Source organism: Yersinia artesiana (genome assembly GCF_902726545.1).
In the GTDB taxonomy this organism is placed as follows: Bacteria; Pseudomonadota; Gammaproteobacteria; order Enterobacterales; family Enterobacteriaceae; genus Yersinia; species Yersinia artesiana.
In genome coordinates this window covers 20709-42781 of sequence record NZ_CACVAD010000031.1, presented here as the reverse complement: position 1 = coordinate 42781, position 22073 = coordinate 20709, and the positions used below count along the sequence as shown (strand labels likewise).

Here is a 22073-nt window from a genome sequence, read left to right as displayed (position 1 = left end):
TCCAAAACGTAAAATTCCGCAGACTCTGCTTATGCGCGCAGATTGACGTTGATCGTCTCTTGCGGTCGGCCATTAGCCGTACGGCGCGTATCGTTATTCTGACGATCCGCAACCTCAAGAATATCTTGGTTATTCACCAGTTCTGCCAATGTGATGTTGTTGAGGAAGCTGCTGATGCGCTCACTCAAATCACGCCACAAGGTATGAGTCAGGCAACGATCGCCACCCTGACAACCTTCTTTACCCTGGCAACGAGTCGCATCGACAGATTCGTCAACGGCGGTGATAACAGCACCGACCGCGATTGCGGATGCATCTTTACCCAGCAGGTAACCGCCACCTGGACCACGAACGCTGGCCACTAAGCCATTTTTGCGTAACCGTGAAAAAAGCTGCTCCAGATAGGATAATGAGATCCCCTGACGTTCAGAAATATCTGCCAGAGGAACTGGCCCGTCCTGGGAATGTAATGCCACATCAAGCATGGCGGTCACGGCATAACGGCCTTTGGAAGTCAGTCTCATAGCTAAAGTTACCTGTTGGTGAAAACAAGCCAGAATTCTGACATTCTTGAGTGTTTTAGTCAACTATTTAACCTAGTAAATCACTCAAGTATTATTTAACTATTCCATTTCTAATAATTTGGGTTAGTTTTCATAATAACCAATTGATATAAAGCATTAATTTTTAGCATTATGCTCGCTACCATCTGCCCCACGTTGTGGATATTTATCTTGTTTCTCAATAGATGTCAGCATCCCGCGCAGGATATTCAGCTCTTGGGCTTCCGGGCGCGCACGGGTAAACAGACGGCGCAATTTGCTCATAATCTGCCCCGGATGGGCCTGGCGAATAAAGCCGGTATGAGATAAAACCTGCTCCAAATGCAGATAGAAACGCTCCAGGTCATCCACTAACGGATAAGGAGCTTCCTCTTCTTCTACTATTGGCGCGGCAGTCTGCTGGCGATCAAGGAAGGCCACGCGCACTTCATACGCTAAAATTTGCACCGCCATAGCCAGATTCAGCGAACTGTATTCCGGGTTAGCCGGGATTGCGACATGATAATGGCACTTTTGCAGTTCATCATTCGTTAAGCCCACCCGCTCACGACCAAACACCAGTGCGACCGGCGCATGTTCGGCTTCGCGTGCACTGCGAACCCCACATTCTCGCGGCTCGAGCATTGGCCAAGGTAAGGTGCGAGAACGTGCGCTGGTACCCACCACCAGGCTGCATCCCGCCAGCGCTTCATCCAAGGTATCAACGATGGTGGCATTGCCAATCACATCGCTGGCCCCAGCGGATAGCGCAATGGCTTGAGAATCCGGTTTGACTAAAGGATTGACCAGATACAAATTGGTTAATCCCATGGTTTTCATGGCTCTGGCTGTCGAACCCATATTGCCGGTGTGTGAGGTTTCAACCAAAACGATACGAATATTGTGTAACATACAAACTCTGAGGATAACGGGGAATCGGCATATCTTAACACAGACATATACCCAAGCTACTTCGAGTTGCAGGTAGGCGGCAACCGAGTGAGCCTCTGGGAGCTTAGATAACTAAGTGACCAGGGTAAGCAAGGGCAGCCAACACCCCTGCATCTTGAAGGGTGACGGGTATAGGCATTTATCCGAACCCCTGCTATACTATGCGCCGTTTCTCGTTCTTTAACATCCTAGTGGAAGATACCCATGCATCCAATGCTGACTATCGCCGTACGCGCTGCGCGTAAGGCCGGTAACCTGATTGCCAAACATTATGAAACGCCTGACTCCGTTGAAGCGAGCCAAAAAGGCAGCAACGATTTTGTTACCAACGTTGACCGCGATGCCGAGTCTATGATTGTTGACGTTATCCGTAAATCTTACCCAAAACACACCATTATTGGTGAAGAATGCGGTGAGTTGGAAGGCGAAGACAAAGATGTACAATGGGTTATTGATCCACTGGATGGCACTAGCAACTTCATTAAACGTCTTCCTCACTTCGCAGTCTCTATCGCGGTACGCATCAAAGGCCGTACCGAAGTTGCCGTAGTTTATGACCCAATGCGTAACGAACTGTTTACAGCTACTCGTGGTCAAGGCGCTCAATTAAATGGTTATCGTCTGCGTGGCACCAATGCCAAGGATTTAGACGGCACCATTCTGGCAACCGGCTTCCCATTCAAAGTGAAACAACATGCTCCGGCGTATATCCGTATTGTCGGCAAACTGTTTGAACAGTGTGCAGATTTTCGTCGCACCGGTTCTGCGGCACTGGATTTGGCTTATGTCGCCGCTGGCCGTGTTGACGGTTTCTTTGAAATTGGCCTGAAGCCGTGGGATTTTGCTGGTGGCGAGCTGTTGGTTCGTGAGTCAGGTGGTGTGGTGACTGACTTTGCCGGTGGCCATAATCACTTCAGCTCTGGCAATATCGTGGCCGGTAACCCGCGCGTTGTGAAAGGTATTCTTCAGTCCATAGTTCAGGCCGAAGTGAGTGATGCCTTAAAACGTTAATTAAACACAATTAACGGATGCACATTAAAAGCCAGTCGGCTAACACTGACTGGCTTTTTTATTGTGAGGATTAACGGCCGAATGGCCTTATCCCCCCCATCATTTCCGGCTGGCTGGAAAGATACAGCAGCACTCCGGCACACAATAAAATGAGGCCGCCGGCTAAGGCCAATGTCGCCCAGGCTATTGCTCCCCAGGCCGCAGGTGCTCTTTTACGACTTAAATGCACTGCCAGACGCCGCGCATAGTGAACAAACAGCGCCAGCAACGAAATGGTCAATGATGTGCCAATAGCCATCGCAATTGCCGACAAAATACCCCACCAGTAAACCCCAATCACTTTAGCAAACAGCAGCACCATGATCGCACCGGAGCAAGGCCGCATCCCCATCGCCAAAATAATCGCCAAACGGGTACGCCAGTCATTGCCCGCTTGCAGTTCTTGAGAACTCGGCATATGACGATGCCCGCAACCGCAACTCTCACTGTGAACATGATCTGCACTCAACGGCTGTATACGCTGAATGCTAATTTTCTGCGGTTTCAATAGTTTTACTTGATGGTAAAGCCGCTTTATTGCGCGAAAACATAACAAAATCCCAAGCGCGATAACCAGCAGAAAACTGCCTTTTTCCAACCAGAAGCTGCTTTGATGCAAATAACGCGACGAGAGTTGCAACATACCAAGCAACACCGTTACCAGCATGATCGCGACACCACCTTGCAATATCGACGCCGCAAAAGTCAGTTTCAGACTGTTTTTGAGTTGCGCCGGATGGGTTGCCAGATAAGTCACTATCACCACTTTACCGTGCCCCGGCCCCACAGCATGGAGCACGCCGTAAATCAGGCTGAACATCATCAACGCCAGGCCGGTTTGATGCGGATTGGCTTTCACCTGTTGCAGTAACTGGGCCATCTGCTGATGCATACTTTTTTGCCAGACTACCGTTTTGAACAGCAGTTCCGGCCAATAGAGCCAGGCAAGTTGAGCGGCACCGGCCAATAACACGAGGAACAGCAACAACGGCCATAAATTGATTAGCCAATGTCTTGGTCGTGCAATGGGAGTGAGACCTACTGACATTGCACAGTTACCCGTTGGGCGAATTGTTTGCCAAGTTCCATATCTTCTCCCGGTGAATCATTTTTATCCAAAGACAACGCATAAGCCTGTAAGGAAGCATTGGGGTTGGGGGTGAATAAGGTTAATTTGCAACTTTTTGCCATCTCAGCCGACAGCCTGACTGCTTTATTATCGGCATAGGTCATATCCACAAAATAGGTCGGATCGTAAGTCGAGATAATAAAAGGCTTTCCGACCAAGGGTTGCGGTTCAGCCAGAGGTAACACGAATTCCAAAACCGCCTGATGGCCTTTGCGGGACAAATGATATTCTGTCGGTAAATTTTTATATTTCACCGGCTTACCGTCACGATAAATATCAGTGAAATAGTGCTGCCCCAACACATTAGCCATCACTTCGGCTGCCAATTTCTTCCAAATTTCAGAGTCACTTTTAGCGTTTTCTGCATCATATAGCAGATCCGCAGACGTGATTTCGTCCATCGTCCATACCATTTTTATTCCCACTAATGTCTGTTTTTCACTGACAAAAGTGGCATCCATATCAATAAAACTGTGCGGATGCGCCTCCGCTATTTGGCTATAAATGAAAGAGCTACTCACTAACAGTAGAGCTATCAGCCGCTTAAATGCACTTATTTTGTTATAACATAACATGGGCCGCATGGATCAATCCTTGGAAATTCAGCAATAACTGTGATGTAAGTTGTAAGTCGATGTAAAAGCCCCTGACCTCAGTAAACCGGATAGAATCTCTTTTGCTATGCTTAAGGCTGATGAATAACAACGCATCCATCACGGAAGGTTATATGCACTCGGACACTTCTTCTGTGCCCCAGTTATCCAGTCAACCACTATCCGCTCAACAGCGCCGCTGCCATATGTTACTGATGCTATTTATGCCCGCAAGCACAGTACAACTGGACACTATCAGTCAATTCAACGGTGTTGGGCAGCCAACTACCCGGCAAGATATAGCCGAGGTTGCGAATGAAATCCAGCGTTTCTACCATTTGCAACTGAGTGCTAATGCCGATGATAGCTGCTTGATTCAGGGTAATCGGCTGGATAAAAGGCTGTGCTTAATCCACTGGCTACGCCGGGGAGTACGCTATTGCCCTGAATTTGTTGAGCGCTATTTTGCTCCCCGTTTATATGATGCACTCTCATGGGATAACCAACTGATTTCAGAAGCCTTACCTCAAATCGTCGCCCAATGTGAACCCTTTCTGAACCGCCAACTTAATGAAAAAGATCGCCAATTCTTGCAACTGTATTTGGCTTATTGTACTTGGGAAAATCGGCAACATGCTCCGCCAGAGTTATCCCTCACCCAACAACAATGGTTGATATGCAAGCCCGCACTGGCGGCCGCTGACCGTTTATTTGATTCATTTAACCCACTGCTAGATAACCCGCTCAATAAAATCGAACGCGACATACTTATCTTGATGCTAACCATGATTAAAGCGCACCGTTATCACAGCACCCAATCAACAGAGGATTCCCGCCTGATCAATGCTGTTAACCAATTAGTCATGCGTTTTCAACAGCTCTCCGGAATGACGCTGGGCAGCAATGAGATGCTGATGAGCCAGCTTTTTGCACATCTCGCCCCTGCTATTGAACGCTGTTATTTCAATATCGGTATTGATAACTCATCACTGGAAGAGGTGAATCGACAATATCCCCGGCTGCTACGAACCACCCGGCAAGCATTGGTTATATTCGAGCAAGAGTATCAGATTCAATTTTCTGGCGACGAAGTTGCTCTGATAGCCATTAGTTTTGGTGCCTGGTTGATGCAAGAAAATGCATTACAGGAAAAGCAGATTTTACTACTGACACGTAATAATTCGGAATTAGAACAACAAGTTGAGCAGCAAATTCGTGAGTTAACGCTTTTACCTTTGCATATTAAATACTTGCCCCATGATGTGTATCTCCAATCGGGTGCGCCCCCTGGTACAGCGGTGGTGCTAACGCCTTATGCGGTGCGACAACCTGAATCAACGCCCCCGCTGATTCAGGTGTTATTGCCCATAACTGAGCAACAAAACAAGCAGTTACGCCGCCTGTTGGATTTGCCCTAATGGGCGAGATCTTTCGGGTTTGCCACCACCCGAGGGCGAATAAATAGCGCAGGGATCACTATCAATGCCATTACCCAGAACACTCCCCCCTGATAATGTTCGAACAGGAACCCTGAGATAACCGTCATCACCGCAATTCCCCCGCCCATCGCCAGTGCAGAATAAACGGACTGCAAACGAATCACATCTGCTCCACGCCGCGCGGCAATAAAGCGCATCGCGGCCAAATGGCAAACAGTGAATGAGCCGCAATGCAGGATTTGCATCAGGATCAGCCACGGCAGTTCCGTCGTCGAAGCCATCAAACTCCAGCGAATAATGCCGCTCACGGCCGAAAGCAGTAGCAGGCTGCGAGCAGTCCAGCGGCGGAAAAGGACATTGCTGAATGCGAATACCAGGATCTCGGCCACCACGCCCAGCGACCATAAATAGCCGATAGTTGCGGCGGAATAACCCGCATCTTTCCAGTAAATTGAACTGAAACTGTAATAACCGGCATGTGCGCCTTGTAATAAGGTCACGCACAATAAAAAGCGCCACACCTGCGGCTCAGATAGCAACACTTTCCAGTCGGTGGCAGCCACATTAGCGTGCTTAACTTCTCCCTGAGGCATCACGCTGGGTTTCAGCAATGCCCCCAGTAACATGGCTGAAACGCCGAACAGCAAACTGTAAAGAATCGCCGGGTGACCCCAAACCGAAACTAACTTGCCGGTCAATGCAGAACCAATAACAAAAGCCAGCGACCCCCATAGTCGAACCTTGCCGTAATCCATGGTTATCTGTTTTTGCCAGGTCGCCGCCAGCGCATCAGTCAGTGGTACTAATGGGCCAAAAAACAGGTTAAAACCGGCAATAATCACCATCAACCAGGCCCAGCCATTGCCAAACCAAAAGCCAACCGCAAAGGCTAATGTCAGGAGCGCCAAAATTCGGATTGCAGTGACCAAATGGGAGGGATCTTTAACACTGGGAGCAATAATCAAGCTGCCAAGAAAGCGGGCAATCAATCCAGCGCCGAGTAAAATACCAATGGTTTCAGGCGGTATCCCTTCCCCTTGCAACCAGATGCCCCAGAAAGGCAGGAAAATGCCATAAGAAAAGAAATAGGTGAAATAGCTGAGCGACAGCCAACGTGTTGATTGCAATACCATGAATCCCTCCGAGGTCAGCCGGTCACTGTGACAGAGGCCCCGTGTGCTAGCAACTTTGTCATTAGGCAAACATGTAATTTGCGATTGACTTCACATTTACGTAACGTAAATGACAAAAAACCCGCATTTCGCGGGTTTGAGGTTAATGGCAAAGTGCCCATAACGGTGAAAACAGGCAGATCGTAAAGACGCCGTAAACCCTTCCCTGGGGGCTCGACCCGCGCCGTCCCTGGCGCGGACGCTTTACTCTTCTACCTGTCCTCACCTTGCAAGATCGAGCCGTTAGGGTTTGTCGCAGTCTGAAAAACCCGCATTTCGCGGGTTTTCATTAGCTTAGAGCGAGCCTGACAAGATTATGCGTAAACCGGGAAACGGGCGCAGATAGCCAGAACTTTCTGTTTGATACGTTCGATAGTGGCTTCATCGGTAATGTTATCCAACACATCACACATCCAGCCAGCCAGCTCGCGCGACTCCTCTTCTTTGAAGCCGCGGCGAGTGATTGCCGGGCTACCAATACGCACACCAGAAGTGACAAACGGGCTTTTCGGATCGTTAGGCACGCTGTTCTTGTTTACCGTGATATTGGCACGACCCAAAGCCGCATCAGCATCTTTACCGGTGATATTTTTATCAACCAAATCAAGCAGGAACAGGTGGTTATCTGTACCGCCAGAAACCACTTTGTAGCCGCGTTCCAGGAAGACAGCCACCATAGCTTTTGCGTTCTTAGCCACTTGTTGCTGGTAGACCTTGAATTCAGGCTCCATTGCTTCTTTCAGCGCCACCGCTTTACCAGCGATAACATGCATCAACGGGCCACCCTGGTTCGCCGGGAACACCGAGGAGTTCAGTTTTTTGTACAGCTCTTCATCACCACCTTTCGCCAAAATCAAACCGCCGCGTGGGCCAGCCAGTGTTTTGTGCGTGGTAGTGGTTACGATATGTGCATGTGGAACTGGGTTAGGATAAACGCCCGCAGCAACCAGACCCGCTACGTGAGCCATATCGACAAAGAACCATGCGCCGATGCTGTCGGCGATTTCGCGCATTTTTGCCCAGTCAACAATACCGGAATAAGCCGAGAAGCCGCCGATGATCATTTTTGGTTTATGAATTTCGGCCTGACGCGCCATATCTTCATAATCAATTTTGCCAGACTCATCAATACCGTAAGGCACGATATTGTATAGTTTGCCAGAGAAGTTAACCGGTGAGCCGTGGGTCAAATGGCCGCCGTGCGCCAAATTCATCCCCAAAACAGTGTCACCCGGTTGCAGCAATGCAGAGTAAACGGCCACGTTCGCCTGAGAACCGGAGTGCGGCTGAACGTTGGCGTAATCCGCACCGAACAACTCTTTTGCGCGGTCAATAGCCAACTGCTCAACGATATCGACATACTCACAGCCACCGTAGTAACGCTTGCCCGGATAGCCTTCAGCATATTTGTTAGTCAACTGTGAACCTTGAGCCTGCATAACGCGCGGGCTAGTGTAGTTCTCAGAGGCAATCAGCTCGATGTGCTCTTCCTGGCGCACCACTTCTTGCTCCATTGCACGCCATAGATCTGCATCATAATCGGCAATGTTCATTTCACGCTTTAACATCCGGCTCTCCTGACTTAGCTTGCTAAATATACCTAGTGGACCACCCATTTGGATTCTGTCACACAGTGTAAACTGTTTCCCCCCCGTTAAGATAGGTCTTGACAGAGGTTTTTACGCAAACGATTGGCTTCAAGCAGCGTAAGGCTTTGACCTGCTCAGACTTCATCCAAGGCAACGGAATTATCCTCATATTCACTATGTGATTTTTTCATATTCTGTGAACTGACGCGGCGCGCTAATCCCTTCTAAGAATGATGTCCATTTACAAATTAGGCTGCAATCTATAAGATGCATTTAAAATACATGTATTAAATCACACACAATAACACCTGAAGTCATTGGCGTTGCAGTCAGGGCGAAAGGGATAAATATTTAAGGAGCACCGCATGCTGGATAGTCAAACCATCGCCACCGTTAAATCCACTATTCCGTTACTGGCCGCCACTGGCCCCAAGCTAACGGCGCATTTCTATGACCGCATGTTTGAGCACAATCCCGAGCTGAAACACATTTTCAACATGAGCAATCAGTTTAATGGGGATCAACGCGAAGCCCTGTTCAACGCCATTTGTGCTTATGCAGCAAATATCGACAATCTAGCCGCTTTACTGCCCGCAGTTGAACGTATTGCCCAGAAACACACCAGTTTAAACATTCAGCCTGAGCATTACTCGGTCGTCGGCCATCACTTGATCAGTACGCTGGATGAAATGTTTTCTCCTGGTCAGGAAGTGTTAGATGCCTGGGCGAAAGCCTATGGGGTACTGGCTGATGTGTTTATTACGCGGGAAAGCCAAATTTATCAGCAAGGTGAAAGCAGCACCGGCGGCTGGCGCACCTTACGCCGTTTTCGCATCATCAAAAAAGAGATGCAGAGTGAGGTTATTTGCAGTTTTGTGTTAGCACCTGAAGACGGTGGCCGGGTATTGGATTTCAAACCAGGACAATATCTGGGTATCTATATTGAAGATGAACGGCTTGAATATCAGGAAATCCGCCAATATTCCCTGACGGCTGCACCAAACGGAAAAACCTACCGTATTGCGGTGAAACGCGAAGAGCAAGGGACTGTTTCTAATTATATGCACCGTGAATTGAACGAAGGCGACTGTGTTCGCATCGCGCCTCCGCGTGGTGATTTTTTCCTCGATATTACGCCGGATACACCAGTGGCACTGATTTCCGCGGGCGTGGGTCAAACCCCGATGTTGAGTATGCTCAATACCTTGCACAATCAGCAACATTCCGCACCAGTGCATTGGTTGCATGCCGCTGAAAATGGGCGAGTGCATGCTTTTGCCGACGAAGTTGCCGCCATTTCAGACAAGATGCCCAATCTCAGCCGCCATGTATGGTATCGCGAGCCAACCGCCCAAGATAATCATGAGCAGGATTATCATAGTCAAGGGTTGATGGATCTCAGCTCACATCAGTGGCTGGCAGCCGATCCCAACCGACATTATTACTTCTGCGGCCCGTTAGCTTTTATGCAATTTGCCGGCCGCCAATTATTAGCGCAAGGAGTCGCTGCAGAGCGCATTCATTATGAGTGCTTTGGCCCACATAAAGTCATTTAATTATTGAATTTCATTTCATTTCTCAGGGGATGCCATTCTCGCTCCCCTGCATCTCCGTTATAAAAAATCCGTCTACTTATTACTTTTAAATGTGGTAGAACGTGATTTAGATCTCATATATCCTCATTTAATATTGCCACGATGAGGCATTCGGACGAATGTCTAAATATTCATATAACTGAAAATTAATCGTGTGGCTGACATTATCCCTTACTAATTTATTGCCCGGTAACACAGGGTGAATTAAGGCTGAATTGACCTACCATGAGTAAGAAATTCATAAAAAAAGAAGGGTTGGCATTGGTGTCCATGGCGCGCTATTTAATTGGTGAGCGCGCGGGTAATCGGCTTAAAACCATTGATGAGCTATCCGATAATTTCGGCATCTCAGTTGGCGTGGTACAGCATGCATTAAAAGTGCTGGAAGCGGATGGTGCTATCATCGTTGAACGCCGGGGTCGTAATGGCACCTTATTGATTGATCTGAATATGCCGCTGTTACTGCAACAGGCTGATCTGGGTAATATGGTGTGTGCCATGCCACTACCTTACACCAAGCTTTATGAAGGTTTGGCCAGTGGTTTAAGAGAGCAATTTACCTTACTTCCCCTTTATTTTGCCCATATGCGCGGGGCTGAAGTGCGGATAGAATGTCTGATAGACGGTATTTACGATATGGCCGTGGTTTCACATCTGGCAGCGAAAAGTTATCTGGATCAAGGGAAAGTCGCTCTGGCACTGAATCTGGGCAATGGCTCCTACGTGGATGGTCACCAACTTATTTGCCGTCGTGGTGAGCAAAATAATATTCGGCGGGTGGGGCTAGATCCGCGTTCCCCTGACCAATGTCTGCTCACTGAGATTAAATTTGCCGGGCAACCTATCGAATTGGTTGAATTACCTTATAGCGATTGCATCGCACATATAAATCGTGGTGATATTGATGCTGCTATTTGGAATCTGGCGGATAATGTCCCTCATGAGGATTTGCAGGCAATAAAACTGCAAGGCGATGAGCGTTATATTCAAGCCTCACAAGCAGTTATCCTTATCCGGCCCGACAATCATCCGATCAAATTGCTGCTGGAAAAAGGCATTAATGAGACATTACTGCTTAACCACCAGCGAGCAGTACAGAACGGCGAGATAGAACCTCGCTATTAATCATATCAATCTGGTTAGCAAACCAAGCTATTTTCGGGAGGCCACTCTTTGAAGATTTGTATTGATGCGCGTCTGAATATTCTGTGTCAGTCAGGGGTTATTGACCATGACATTGGTCAGGGATTAGACCAGGTTATCAATCGGTTAGAGAATTTTTGGCAATTGCCGATACATGGTGATCAAGGGGTGATGGCTATCACCCATATGGCGAATGCATTAATGCGAACCCGCCGGGGAGAAGAGATCGCTGCGTTGGATCCGGCAATATTAGCGGAAATTATCCAAAGCGAAGAAATTCACTATATTCGGGAAATAAATCAGGATTTATTAGCCTATTTTTCACTAAAACCGGCAGAAAATGAAATCGGATATTTACTCGCGAACCTTTACGGTCTATACCTTTCTAGCGACACGCCATTATTGCGATAATAGTTAGTTTGCAGGGCAGTCGCAAAAAAAATACAACACCAGGGTCTCTTTTATAAAAAATATTCAAAATAATAATAATTTAACAAACGTAATTATGCCTAGGGCGTCCAGGACATAAAATGTTTTTAAAAACCCTATTAAAACAAAACACTAAACTTATTGATGCGGCTATCTCGTTCTGGCACCAGGGAAAAATTTATCCTGATAGCTATGTCATCGATGTGGAACAAACTGAAGCTAATGCCCACTTACTGCTGCAAACGGCCCATCATCACCAGGTAAAATTGTATTTGATGAGCAAGCAGTTTGGCCGGAATCCGGAGTTGTGTCGCCGGCTGCTGGCTTGCAGTTATCAGGGCACCCATTATCACGGCATGGTGGCAGTGGATTTTAAAGAAGCTCGACAACTCCATCGCCACGCCATTCCTGTTGCTCATATTGGCCATCTGGTGCAACCCCCCTCTGGCATGGTGGCGGAAATTATCCGCCAGCGGCCTGAAGTCATAACCGTTTTCTCATTGGAAAAGGCATTGGAAATATCACAGGCGGCACATCGCCAACATATTATCCAACCCTTAATGTTGAAGGTTTGCCAATCAGGAGACTTACTCTATTCCGGACAGGAAGCAGGGTTCGAGTTAAATCATTTACCGGCTGTTATTGCGTCTCTGCGAGAGATGCCGGGCGTAAGATTGGTCGGGATAACACACTTTCCCTGTATGGTGTATGACCCCCAGTTGCGGCAAACTTTGCCAACAACCAATATGCAAACTTTATTGGCCGCGCGGGATATCCTGCAAGCAGAAGATATCACCATTGAACAGGTAAATGCCCCCTCAGCAACCAGTTGTACCACCCTCCCCCAGTTGGCCCAATTAGGGATAACACATAGCGAACCAGGCCATGCGCTCACCGGAACCATGCCCGCCAATCAGCATGGCGACCAGCCAGAACAGATATCCATGCTATATCTGTCCGAGATTTCCCATCATTTTGCTGATAATAGCTATGTATTTGGCGGCGGTTATTATCGCCGCGGCCACTTGCAAAATGCATTAATTTGGCACGATAACCAATTCAGTCAATCCTCTGTATTGCCAATTAACGATGACAGTATCGATTATTGTCTGCGTCTGGCGGGCCAATTCCCAGTGGGTAGCCCGGTTATCATGAGTTTCCGCACCCAGATATTTGTGACTCGCAGTGATGTCGTCTTGATAGATGGTATTCAAAGTGGCACTCCCCGCATACTTGGCTGCTATGACAGCCAGGGCAATATGCTGGGTTAATCAATAAAAAAAGCTATCAGTCCAATACGTTAGTTTATTTAATGTATTCCCATGATAGTCTTACACACTGACTTTCTTCGGAGCCTGCCCGATGATTAATCCCAATGGATACACCTACGCGCACGAACATCTTCATATTGATTTATCCGGATTTAAAAATAATCTGGATTGTCGGTTGGACCAATATCAACCCATCTGTGACGAAATGCGTGAGTTGGTAAGTAAAGGAGTGGCGAATATTGTCGAGGTGACCAATCGATATATGGGCCGGAATCCACAATTTTTATTGAATTTGATGCGTGACAGTGGCATCAATGTTATCGCGTCAACCGGCTATTATACCGACAGCTTTTACCCGCCAATGGTGCGCGAAAGTAGCGCTCAGCAATTGGCGCAAACCATGATTGATGAAATCGAGACAGGCATTGATGGCACAGAACTGAAAGCCGGTGTTATTGCCGAAATTGGCACCAGCGAGGGGGTGGTTACTCCTGACGAAGCTAAAGTCTTTCATGCCGCAGCATTAGCTCACCATGCCACCGGCCTGCCCATCTCAACCCACACCAGTTTCAGTACCATGGGGTTGGAGCAAATCGCCCTGCTCAAGCAACATGGTGTCTCGCTGGAGCGCGTAGTCATCGGCCATTGTGACCTGAAAGAACAGCCCGACCTTATTATGAAAATGATCGATATGGGTGTATATGTCCAATTCGATACCATTGGTAAAAATAGCTATTTCCCTGATGAACGCCGAATCGCGATGTTAGTCACACTCGCTGAGCGTGGATTATTGGATAAAGTCATGCTCTCAATGGACATAACCCGCCGCTCACATTTAAAAGCCAATGGCGGCAGTGGATTTAGCTATTTAGTTGACTCATTTGTTCCCATGTTACTGGCCGCAGGAATTTCCCACGCTCAGGTGGAAATGATGTTGCGCCACAATCCTAATAAATTTTTTGCCACGCAAGGAAAGTGATTATGAAGAAGATTGGCATTGCCGGGCTGCAACGAGAGTTAATTCGCGAAATGATTGAGCAGACGGCACCGAATGCTTTTGAAACATTTATTCTCTCGGATATGGATGCCGCAGTAAAAGTGAAAGAAGGCCAGTTGGATTATTATATTGGAGCCTGTAACACTGGGGCCGGGGCCGCATTATCAATGGCTATCGCGATTATTGGTTATAACAAAAGTGCTACAATCGCCAAGCCGGGAATCAAAGCCAAACCAGAACAAATAGAAAAATTTGTCACTGAGGGCAAAGTGGCGTTTGGCCTATCGGTTGAACATATTGAGCATGCTATCCCGCTGCTAATTACACAGCTGCGCTAAGGGGACCACCGTGGATTATATTCATATTGTTGTGGTTGCCCTGTTGACCGGGATGACCGCGCTGCTTTCTCACCGCAGTGTCGCCGTGTTCCATGACGGCATTCGCCCTATTCTGCCGCAATTGGTTGAAGGGAATATGAGTCGCCGTGAGGCAGGCAGTATCGCTTTTGGCCTGAGTGTCGGTTTTATTGCCTCCGTCGGTATCTCTTTCACACTCTCAACCGGTTTACTTAACTCCTGGCTGCTGTTTCTGCCGACCGACATTATTGGTGTGTTGGCAATTAATAGCTATCTGGCCTTCGCGCTAGGCGCGGCTTGGGGTATTTTAGCACTGACCAGTTTGCCGGCCGTTAATACCGCGTTGACCTCATTGCCGGTGAACTTTATTGGCTCATTAGGAGAACTGAGCAGCCCGGTGATTTCCGCCTTCGCTTTGTTCCCATTGGTCGCCATTTTCTACCAATTTGGCTGGAAAACTGCCGTCGTCTCTGCCTTTATAGTGCTACTAACTCGCCTGATCATCACTCGCTTTACCGGCTTATTCCCTGAATCCATTGAGATTTTCGTCGGTATGATACTGCTTATCGGCATCGCCATTGCGCAAGATTTAAAAGCAAAAACCCACCTGGGAGGTGGTGGCGGGCACTCTGTTTTCGAAGAGCGAACCCAGCGAATTATTAAAAATCTCCCGATGCTGGCGATCGTCGGTGGGTTAATTTCTGCAGTAGCCAGTATGAAGATCTTCGGCGGTAGCGAAGTGTCGATTTATACCCTGGCAAAAGCTTACGCTCCGGGCATCACACCGGAAGAATCGCTGGCATTAATCCATCAGGCATCATTGGCTGAGTTTATGCGCGGTCTTGGCTTTGTACCATTAATTGCCACTACCGCGCTGGCGACCGGTGTTTATGCCGTAGCTGGTTTCACATTCGTGTTTGTGGTGGGTTATCTGGTGCCAAATCCATTACTGGCAGGGATAATTGGTGCAGCAGTGATATCGCTGGAAGTATTGATGCTGCGCTCAATCGGCAAGTGGCTGGGCCGCTTCCCGTCAGTGCGAAATGCTTCCGACAATATTCGTAATGCCATGAATCTGCTGATGGAATATGCGCTGTTAATCGGGGCTATTTTCGCGTCAATCAAAATGGCCGGTTACACCGGTTTTACTATCACCACCGCACTCTATTTCCTCAACGAGGCGATTGGCCGCCCGGTAATGAAAATTGCCGCACCTGTGGTTGCAGTGATTATCGCCGGTATTGTGCTGAATCTGTTCTACTGGCTGGGGTTATTTGTCCCGGCATAAACCCGTTGTACTTGAAGTTGCAAGGTTGCTGCATTGAGAGTTAAAAAGCCCGTTCGTGGAAACGAAACGGGCTTCTTGAGCGCCATTAGATGGGGAAATGTGCCGAATGGTCGTAGCGGCGTGCGCCGCCGGAGCGCCCATCGGTGCAGTCGCCCCACCTGTCGCCAAATTTAAATCGCTTCTTCGTCCTGCTCACCGGTACGGATACGAACGACGCGGGAGACATCAAAGACAAAGATTTTACCATCGCCGATCTTACCGGTCTGAGCAGTTTGCATAATCGCTTCTACGCAGGTATCCACAATATCGTCAGCAACAACAATTTCGATTTTTACTTTTGGCAGGAAATCCACCATATACTCAGCACCACGGTACAATTCGGTATGCCCTTTCTGGCGGCCAAAACCTTTCACTTCGGTTACCGTCATCCCGGTGATACCAACTTCAGCCAATGCCTCACGGACATCATCGAGTTTGAATGGCTTAATAATCGCGTCAATTTTTTTCATGGTGAATCCCTGTTTTACCAATTCTTGCGGCCAAAGCCTGATGTAATCGGATAGCGTCTATCTTTACCAAAATTGCGGGCGGTAATGCGCGGCCCGACAGCAGACTGACGCCGTTTATATTCGTTGATATCTACCAGGCGGATGACCTTACGCACGATAGTTTCATCAAAACCGTCAGCAACCAAATCGGCAACTGACTTATCTTGCTCGACATACCCTTCGAGAATGGCGTCCAAAATATCATAAGGTGGCAGGCTATCCTCATCTTTCTGATCAGGCGCCAGTTCCGCCGACGGCGGACGAGTAATCACCCGCTGCGGAATAACATATGAAACAGTGTTACGATATTCGGATAGTTTAAATACCAACGTCTTAGGCACATCTTTCAAAACATCAAAACCGCCCGCCATATCACCGTACAGTGTGGCGTAGCCGACAGCCATTTCGCTTTTGTTACCGGTAGTTAATACGATGCTGCGGCGCTTGTTCGACAACGCCATCAGCACCACACCACGGCAGCGCGCCTGAAGGTTTTCTTCAGTGGTATCGCGCGCGGTGCCAGCAAACATCGGTGATAATTGGCCCATAAAGGCATCAAACATCGGCTCAATGGAGAGCACATCAAATTCGATACCTAAAATTTCAGCTTCTTCTTTGGCATCAGCGATACTGATATCAGCGGTATAACGGAACGGCATCATCAATGCCTGAACCTTATCTTTACCCAATGCATCCACGGCGATTGCCAGTGTCAGTGCTGAGTCAATCCCGCCCGACAGGCCGAGAACCGCGCCATTAAAACCGTTTTTAGTGACGTAATCACGCACTGCCAAAACCAAGGCCTCATAGACCTGCGCCAATGGCGGCAACTCAGCAGCAGGTGCCATCATCGGCACCACTTCACAGTCATTGAACTGCAATAAGGTGGTTTGCTCAGCAAATGCCGCCAGACGGTGGGTCATATTACCGGCAGCATCGAATACTTTGGAACAGCCATCAAAAATCAGCTCATCCTGCCCACCAATTTGGTTGAGATACACCAATGGCAAGCCGGTACGCTGGCAATGTGCCGCCATCAGCGTTTTGCGAATATAGGGTTTTTCCCGGTTATACGGCGAGGCATTGATCGACAATACAATTTCAGCCCCCGCAGCTTTAACCGCATCAACCGGGCCATCGAACCATAAATCTTCACAGATAAGCAGGCCCAGGCGGTAGCCTTTTAACTCCACCACACAGGTTTCGTGGCCAGCAGAGAAATAGCGTTTTTCGTCGAATACACCGTAGTTGGGTAATTGCTGTTTGAAATAACGCCCCAGCAATTTACCGTCAGCAAACAGGGATAACGCGTTATACAGGTTACCCTCTTCGCGCCATGGATGCCCCAGCAACACGGCGGTTTGCTGCGTTGCCGCCTGCAAACGATCCAACTGCGCTTCACAGCGTTGGTAGAAATCATCACGGTACAGCAGATCTTCTGGCGGATAACCGGACAAAGCCAGCTCAGAGAACATGACCAGATCAGCTCCCGCCTGCTGCTGCTCATGTAAGGTTTGCAACATACGTTCAGTGTTGCCTTCGATATCACCGACCAGCCAATTTAACTGGGCTAATGCAATGGAAAGTTTTCTGCTCATGGGATTTAAACTCGGTTATCAGTGTTGTTATTGATTAACAACAGTTATTCTTTGAAATCGTTGGCATCTAGCTCATGGCGTGACAGTAACTTGTAAAATTCGGTACGGTTACGCCCCGCCATCCTTGCTGCCTGCGTCACATTGCCTTTGGTGATTTGTAGCAGTTTACGCAAATAATTCAATTCGAATTGATTACGAGCCTCGACAAAGGTCGGCAACGCGGTATTTTCCCCTTCCAACGCCTGTTCAACCAGTGCTTCACTGATAACAGGTGCAGAGGTTAATGCCACACATTGCTCAATCACGTTCACCAACTGGCGCACGTTACCTGGCCAACTGGCGGTCATGAGTCGTTTCATGGCATCGGTTGAGAAGCTGCGAACAAATGGCTTATGGCGTTTGGCTGATTCACGTAACAGATGGTTAGCCAGCAGCGGAATATCTTCTGAACGCTCATGCAATGCGGGGATCTTGAGATTCACCACATTCAAACGATAGTAGAGATCTTCGCGAAATTCATTTTTTGCCATCGCCTTGGGTAAATCACGGTGAGTCGCTGAAATGATCCGCACGTCGATGCTCAAATCACGATTGCTGCCCAAAGGGCGCACTTTGCGCTCCTGCAATACTCGCAGTAGTTTCACCTGCAAAGACAGCGGCATATCACCGATTTCGTCTAAAAACAGTGTCCCGCCTTCAGCCGCCTGAAATAGCCCTTCGCGGCTACTGACTGCGCCGGTAAATGCCCCTTTGGCATGACCAAATAGCTCTGATTCCAGTAACTGTTCAGGCAAGGCACCGCAGTTGATCGCGATGAAAGCTTTTTTCGCCCGAGGGCTGGCGGCATGGATAGCTTGCGCCAACACTTCTTTACCGGTACCACTTTGGCCGTTAATCAACACGCTGACATCCGATTGCGCCACCATTTTGGCCTGCTCTAGCAAGCGCAACATCACAGGGCTGCGGGTCACTATCTCTTCACGCCAGGTATCATCACCGGCAGGAATAGAAAGCTCTAAAGCTGCATCGATTGCTTTATATAAGGCATCGCGATCAACCGGTTTAGTCAGGAAACTAAACACCCCCTGTTGGGTCGCAGCCACGGCATCTGGGATAGAGCCATGTGCGGTCAGGATAATGACTGGCATGCCCGGTTGATGCTTTTGTATTTCAGCAAACAACGCCATGCCATCCATTTCATCCATACGCAAGTCACTGATAACCAGATCAATCTTTTCGCGCATCAACAGACGCAATGCTTCCTGCCCGCTTTCTGCTGTGGTGACATTAAAACCTTCACTGGTTAAACGCATCCCTAGCAATTTCAGTAAGCTGGGGTCGTCGTCAACCAGCAGTAGATTGGCCGGTTTGCGTGGCGTCATGTGATTCCTTATTTGTCGCTGGTGGAACGTCAGTTGGCGGTACGACTGGTGCGGCATAAGTATCAGCCGGTTTTTCTACTGGTTGTGGCGCGGCTTTGCTGCCTGCTGGCGGCTCGGTTGGTTTGCTTTCAACAGGACTCGGAGCGACAGGCTTCGTTTCCGTCGGTTTGATTTCAACTGGTTTAGTTTCAGCGGGTTTAACATCCGCAGGCTTGGTTTCAACCGGTTTAGCAGGCTCAACTTTGGGCTGAGGTTTAGCTTCAACTGGCTTGGTTTCTGCTGGTTTAAGGGCCGCAGCGGCTTTGCTGTCAGCATCGGTTTCCGGGATCTCGTTTTGCATTTGCTTACGTGATGAAAGCTGCCGTTCGATATCTGTCAGGTTTTCCAGCTTACGGGTGGTATCCAGTAAATTATATTGCAACCGAACCTGGCTTTCTCTCAGGCGGTCAATTTGCGCGTCGGACTCTTCTTGCAAGCGCTGATAACGCGTGCGCTCTTCTGCCAGAGAGATGCGCAGAACTTGCTGCTCACGCCACAGTTGAATCAGTGGGCGCACAGCGCCGGGGAAACTTTGGCTATAACTGTTCAAGCGCTCAACCACTTGACGGCGCTCGGCAATCGACGGTTCAGCGCTGCTCACCAAAATACCCTGCTTAAAGGCGGCTGACCACGTCACTACCGGTAATGTTTTGGCTAATGTCCGTGCTTGAGTTGAACCCAAACGCTCAGCACAATCCATTGCCCGCAGCCAATAAAGGGAATTTTCCAGCGTCTCTTTATCATCAAGATCCCACAATACATCACAGGATAAGGTCCGATAATCAACGATTTTCGTTTCTGGTATCACCATCTGAACAGCTTGGGAGAAACGACCCGCAGTCGGGTTATCAGTACATCCCGTGAGTAATAGCGGGGCCAGCAACAAAGCTGGCCAAAAAATACCCGAACCAGACCTTCCCACCCGTTTATTGGTAGTAGTTGATGTCTGACATGACAAAAAGACGGTCTTTTTAATAACGCTGCTCATAGACCATTTGTACATTATTTATTCATTCTCAGCGGTTAATGGCAATTCAACACGGAAACAGACTGCGGCGTAATCCACGGACACCAATTGCAAGTCGCCCTGCATACGCTTGATGCAATCCTGAGCAATACTCAGCCCCAGCCCGCTGCCTTTGACGGCCCCTTTTCGCTGATGGCTTCCCTGGAAAAAAGGCTCAAATATCATTGTTTCTTCAGATTCCGGGATCGAGGCACCGGTATTGGCGATATCAATTTGCACGCGGTTATTCACCTGACGGCTTCTCACCCAAATGGTACCGGATTCCTCGCCATAGTGCACCGCATTGGAGTAGAGATTATCTAATACCCGCATCAATAGTGTCGGATCTGCCCAACAAATATCCGCTTTAAGATCCGTCTCGGTACGAATCATCTTGGCTCGCGCCGGTAAGCTATGGGCTGAAATCACATCTTCGACCATTTCAACCAATTCAACATTTTCCAGCTCACCGGGGCCATCGGCCAGTTTACGGTTATAGTCCAATAATTGTTCAATTAATAATTGTAAATGGCGGCTACTGTTATCCAGGATAGCCACGACTTCTTTTTGATCTTGAGTCAGCGGGCCGGCAACCTCATCCGCTAACAATTCAGTACCTTCGCGCATACTGGCCAGCGGCGTTTTCAACTCATGGGAAATATGGCGTAAAAACTCATGGCGCTGTGATTCAAGCCAGGCTAAACGTTCACTAAGCCAGATAATGCGCTGTGCCAGCGAACGTAACTCTCGCGGCCCTTTAAACAACGCCGTATTCCCCAGCGGCCGCCCTTCCCCCAACCGATTTATCATTCGCTCGATGCCCTTAACCGGCCCGATAATCATACGGGTGAATAACACCACCAGCAGCACACTGACCAAAAACAGCAATAGGGATTGCCAGCCAAAGAATTGGCCGCGCTCAGCGATATCTTTTTGCAACTGTTGCCCGCGGGAGAAAATCACATCACGGGTAGCCTGGACCATTTCGGCATTCGAACGCGAAAATTGCTCTAATAACGCCGAAGCATTTTGTTCTGGCCCGCTATTTTTACATTGAATATCAGAAAGTTGTGTCAGTAATCCGCGTAAGGTCTGGTAGTAACGGGCATCGGGCAGGATAGGCGCGTGGGTATCCAGCATTTGAGCGTACTGTTTGCGCTGATGCTGGTAGAGCTTTGCCAGTGTTGCATCATCTAACACACAGTATTGGCGATAACTGCGCTCCATTTCGAGCGCCACACTGGTCATTGCCTCGCTACGTCGGGCATCTGCCAGCGTGGTGCGGTTAATATCGGCCGCCTGGGCGCTCAGATGGTCAAGGCTTTGATAAGCCTGATATGCCAGCACCAATAAAGGGAGCAGCACCAACAGAAATGCCATGAGCACCAATTGACGTAAAGAACGGGGGAACAAACGCCATCTTTTCAACGAAATCATCTCATTACCTATCATTCTGTTGTGATGCTAACTGACTTTGCCAGGATTACAATCCCTGCTCTCAATTTACATGCTCTAACCAGAGTAGAGATAAAAAAAAAGCACTTGGCTTTAAGCTAAGTGCTTTTCATTAAGGCTGTTTGTCCATTATCGTCAGAATCATCATCAGACCTGCTTTTATCATCAGTTGCAGTGAAAATGGAGAACTTTAAATGTGACAACGGGGCAATAAATGCCCCGTCGCAAAATATGTGGATGCCCTTAAACATCGTCTCCAGTTTGATGAAGCCGAGGCAATCATCGGGAGGGTGAGACGAATAGCATCCAGACATGTCCAAAATTGATGAACTACTCATCACAGCAGGACATAGGCGGCACCTCACTCAACGTGTCGTCCGATGTTTGATATGTGCATTCACACGATATCGGTTTGGGTGGACGATAGGTACCAGTCTTAGGCATCATTCGATGGCTTATGAAGTGCATATTCCGCTTTACAGCGGGACTATCATAAAGAGG

Annotated in this window: 20 protein-coding genes; 9 read left to right on the top strand and 11 right to left on the bottom strand. The window is 48.4% G+C overall.

What is annotated here, in order from left to right; translation table 11 throughout:
* Positions 1–29: 29 nt before the first annotated feature.
* Together iscR and trmJ are read right to left on the bottom strand one after the other, a co-directional pair.
* Positions 30–524: a Fe-S cluster assembly transcriptional regulator IscR gene (gene iscR / locus HU019_RS12220; RefSeq protein ID WP_004707916.1), complete on the bottom strand. Its 495-nt coding sequence runs from the start codon at positions 522–524 to the stop codon at positions 30–32.
* A gap of 156 nt (positions 525–680) precedes the next feature.
* On the bottom strand, positions 681–1454 hold the full coding sequence (gene trmJ / locus HU019_RS12215; RefSeq protein ID WP_174848528.1) for a tRNA (cytosine(32)/uridine(32)-2'-O)-methyltransferase TrmJ: 774 nt from the start codon (positions 1452–1454) through the stop codon (positions 681–683).
* 243 nt (positions 1455–1697) lie between these two features.
* Here trmJ and suhB point away from each other — a divergent pair, with 243 nt between their 5' ends.
* Positions 1698–2504, top strand: a complete 807-nt coding sequence (gene suhB, locus HU019_RS12210; RefSeq protein ID WP_174848527.1) for an inositol-1-monophosphatase — start codon at positions 1698–1700, stop codon at positions 2502–2504.
* A 70-nt stretch (positions 2505–2574) separates the two neighbouring features.
* Here suhB and HU019_RS12205 read toward each other — a convergent pair whose 3' ends face one another.
* Entirely contained in the window at positions 2575–3591 is a 1017-nt protein-coding gene (locus HU019_RS12205) for a nickel/cobalt transporter (RefSeq protein ID WP_174848526.1), read from the bottom strand.
* Positions 3582–4256 carry a DUF1007 family protein gene (locus tag HU019_RS12200; protein WP_174848525.1) on the bottom strand — a complete coding sequence of 225 codons (675 nt, stop codon included), beginning with the start codon at positions 4254–4256 and terminating at the stop codon, positions 3582–3584. The genes HU019_RS12205 and HU019_RS12200 overlap by 10 nt, the downstream gene beginning before the upstream one ends.
* Before the next feature lie 143 nt (positions 4257–4399).
* Between HU019_RS12200 and csiE the strand changes: the two genes are divergently transcribed.
* Positions 4400–5683 carry a stationary phase inducible protein CsiE gene (csiE, locus tag HU019_RS12195; RefSeq protein WP_174848524.1) on the top strand — a complete coding sequence of 428 codons (1284 nt, stop codon included), beginning with the start codon at positions 4400–4402 and terminating at the stop codon, positions 5681–5683.
* Here the strand turns inward: csiE and HU019_RS12190 are convergent.
* Complete coding sequence (locus HU019_RS12190; RefSeq protein ID WP_174848523.1) at positions 5680–6837, bottom strand: 3-phenylpropionate MFS transporter; 1158 nt, start codon at positions 6835–6837, stop codon at positions 5680–5682. The genes csiE and HU019_RS12190 overlap by 4 nt on opposite strands.
* Before the next feature lie 353 nt (positions 6838–7190).
* Positions 7191–8444 carry a serine hydroxymethyltransferase gene (gene glyA / locus HU019_RS12185; protein WP_077294383.1) on the bottom strand — a complete coding sequence of 418 codons (1254 nt, stop codon included), beginning with the start codon at positions 8442–8444 and terminating at the stop codon, positions 7191–7193.
* Between the two features lie 386 nt (positions 8445–8830).
* Between glyA and hmpA the strand changes: the two genes are divergently transcribed.
* The 7 genes from hmpA (at position 8831) to HU019_RS12150 (ending at position 15544) form a co-directional block, all read left to right on the top strand.
* Complete coding sequence (gene hmpA / locus HU019_RS12180; protein ID WP_174848522.1) at positions 8831–10021, top strand: NO-inducible flavohemoprotein; 1191 nt, start codon at positions 8831–8833, stop codon at positions 10019–10021.
* Positions 10022–10285: 264 nt separating this feature from the next.
* Entirely contained in the window at positions 10286–11185 is a 900-nt protein-coding gene (yhfZ, locus tag HU019_RS12175) for a GntR family transcriptional regulator YhfZ (protein WP_050076399.1), read from the top strand.
* Positions 11186–11233: 48 nt separating this feature from the next.
* Positions 11234–11614 carry a PRD domain-containing protein gene (locus HU019_RS12170; RefSeq protein WP_050076400.1) on the top strand — a complete coding sequence of 127 codons (381 nt, stop codon included), beginning with the start codon at positions 11234–11236 and terminating at the stop codon, positions 11612–11614.
* 119 nt (positions 11615–11733) lie between these two features.
* Positions 11734–12903: a YhfX family PLP-dependent enzyme gene (locus tag HU019_RS12165; RefSeq protein ID WP_174848521.1), complete on the top strand. Its 1170-nt coding sequence runs from the start codon at positions 11734–11736 to the stop codon at positions 12901–12903.
* A 91-nt stretch (positions 12904–12994) separates the two neighbouring features.
* Positions 12995–13882: a phosphotriesterase-related protein gene (locus tag HU019_RS12160; protein ID WP_174848520.1), complete on the top strand. Its 888-nt coding sequence runs from the start codon at positions 12995–12997 to the stop codon at positions 13880–13882.
* A 2-nt stretch (positions 13883–13884) separates the two neighbouring features.
* Positions 13885–14238 carry a DUF2620 domain-containing protein gene (locus HU019_RS12155; RefSeq protein WP_174848519.1) on the top strand — a complete coding sequence of 118 codons (354 nt, stop codon included), beginning with the start codon at positions 13885–13887 and terminating at the stop codon, positions 14236–14238.
* A gap of 10 nt (positions 14239–14248) precedes the next feature.
* Positions 14249–15544 (top strand): YhfT family protein, encoded by a 1296-nt coding sequence (locus HU019_RS12150; protein WP_174848518.1) that lies wholly within the window; start codon positions 14249–14251, stop codon positions 15542–15544.
* 170 nt (positions 15545–15714) lie between these two features.
* On the opposite strand, the gene glnB is transcribed toward HU019_RS12150, so the two are convergent.
* From glnB to HU019_RS12125, 5 genes are read right to left on the bottom strand one after another with little or no spacing between them, the layout of a single operon-like run.
* Positions 15715–16053 (bottom strand): nitrogen regulatory protein P-II, encoded by a 339-nt coding sequence (glnB, locus tag HU019_RS12145; RefSeq protein ID WP_002231018.1) that lies wholly within the window; start codon positions 16051–16053, stop codon positions 15715–15717.
* A gap of 14 nt (positions 16054–16067) precedes the next feature.
* Positions 16068–17690: an NAD+ synthase gene (locus tag HU019_RS12140; protein ID WP_174848517.1), complete on the bottom strand. Its 1623-nt coding sequence runs from the start codon at positions 17688–17690 to the stop codon at positions 16068–16070.
* A gap of 44 nt (positions 17691–17734) precedes the next feature.
* On the bottom strand, positions 17735–19072 hold the full coding sequence (gene glrR, locus HU019_RS12135) for a two-component system response regulator GlrR (protein WP_005159455.1): 1338 nt from the start codon (positions 19070–19072) through the stop codon (positions 17735–17737).
* Positions 19035–20099, bottom strand: coding sequence for a two-component system QseEF-associated lipoprotein QseG (qseG, locus tag HU019_RS12130; RefSeq protein WP_174848547.1), 1065 nt, complete (start codon positions 20097–20099; stop codon positions 19035–19037). Before qseG ends, glrR begins: the two co-directional genes overlap by 38 nt.
* 18 nt (positions 20100–20117) lie before the next feature.
* Positions 20118–21554 carry a sensor histidine kinase gene (locus tag HU019_RS12125; protein ID WP_174848516.1) on the bottom strand — a complete coding sequence of 479 codons (1437 nt, stop codon included), beginning with the start codon at positions 21552–21554 and terminating at the stop codon, positions 20118–20120.
* Positions 21555–22073: the final 519 nt, after the last annotated feature.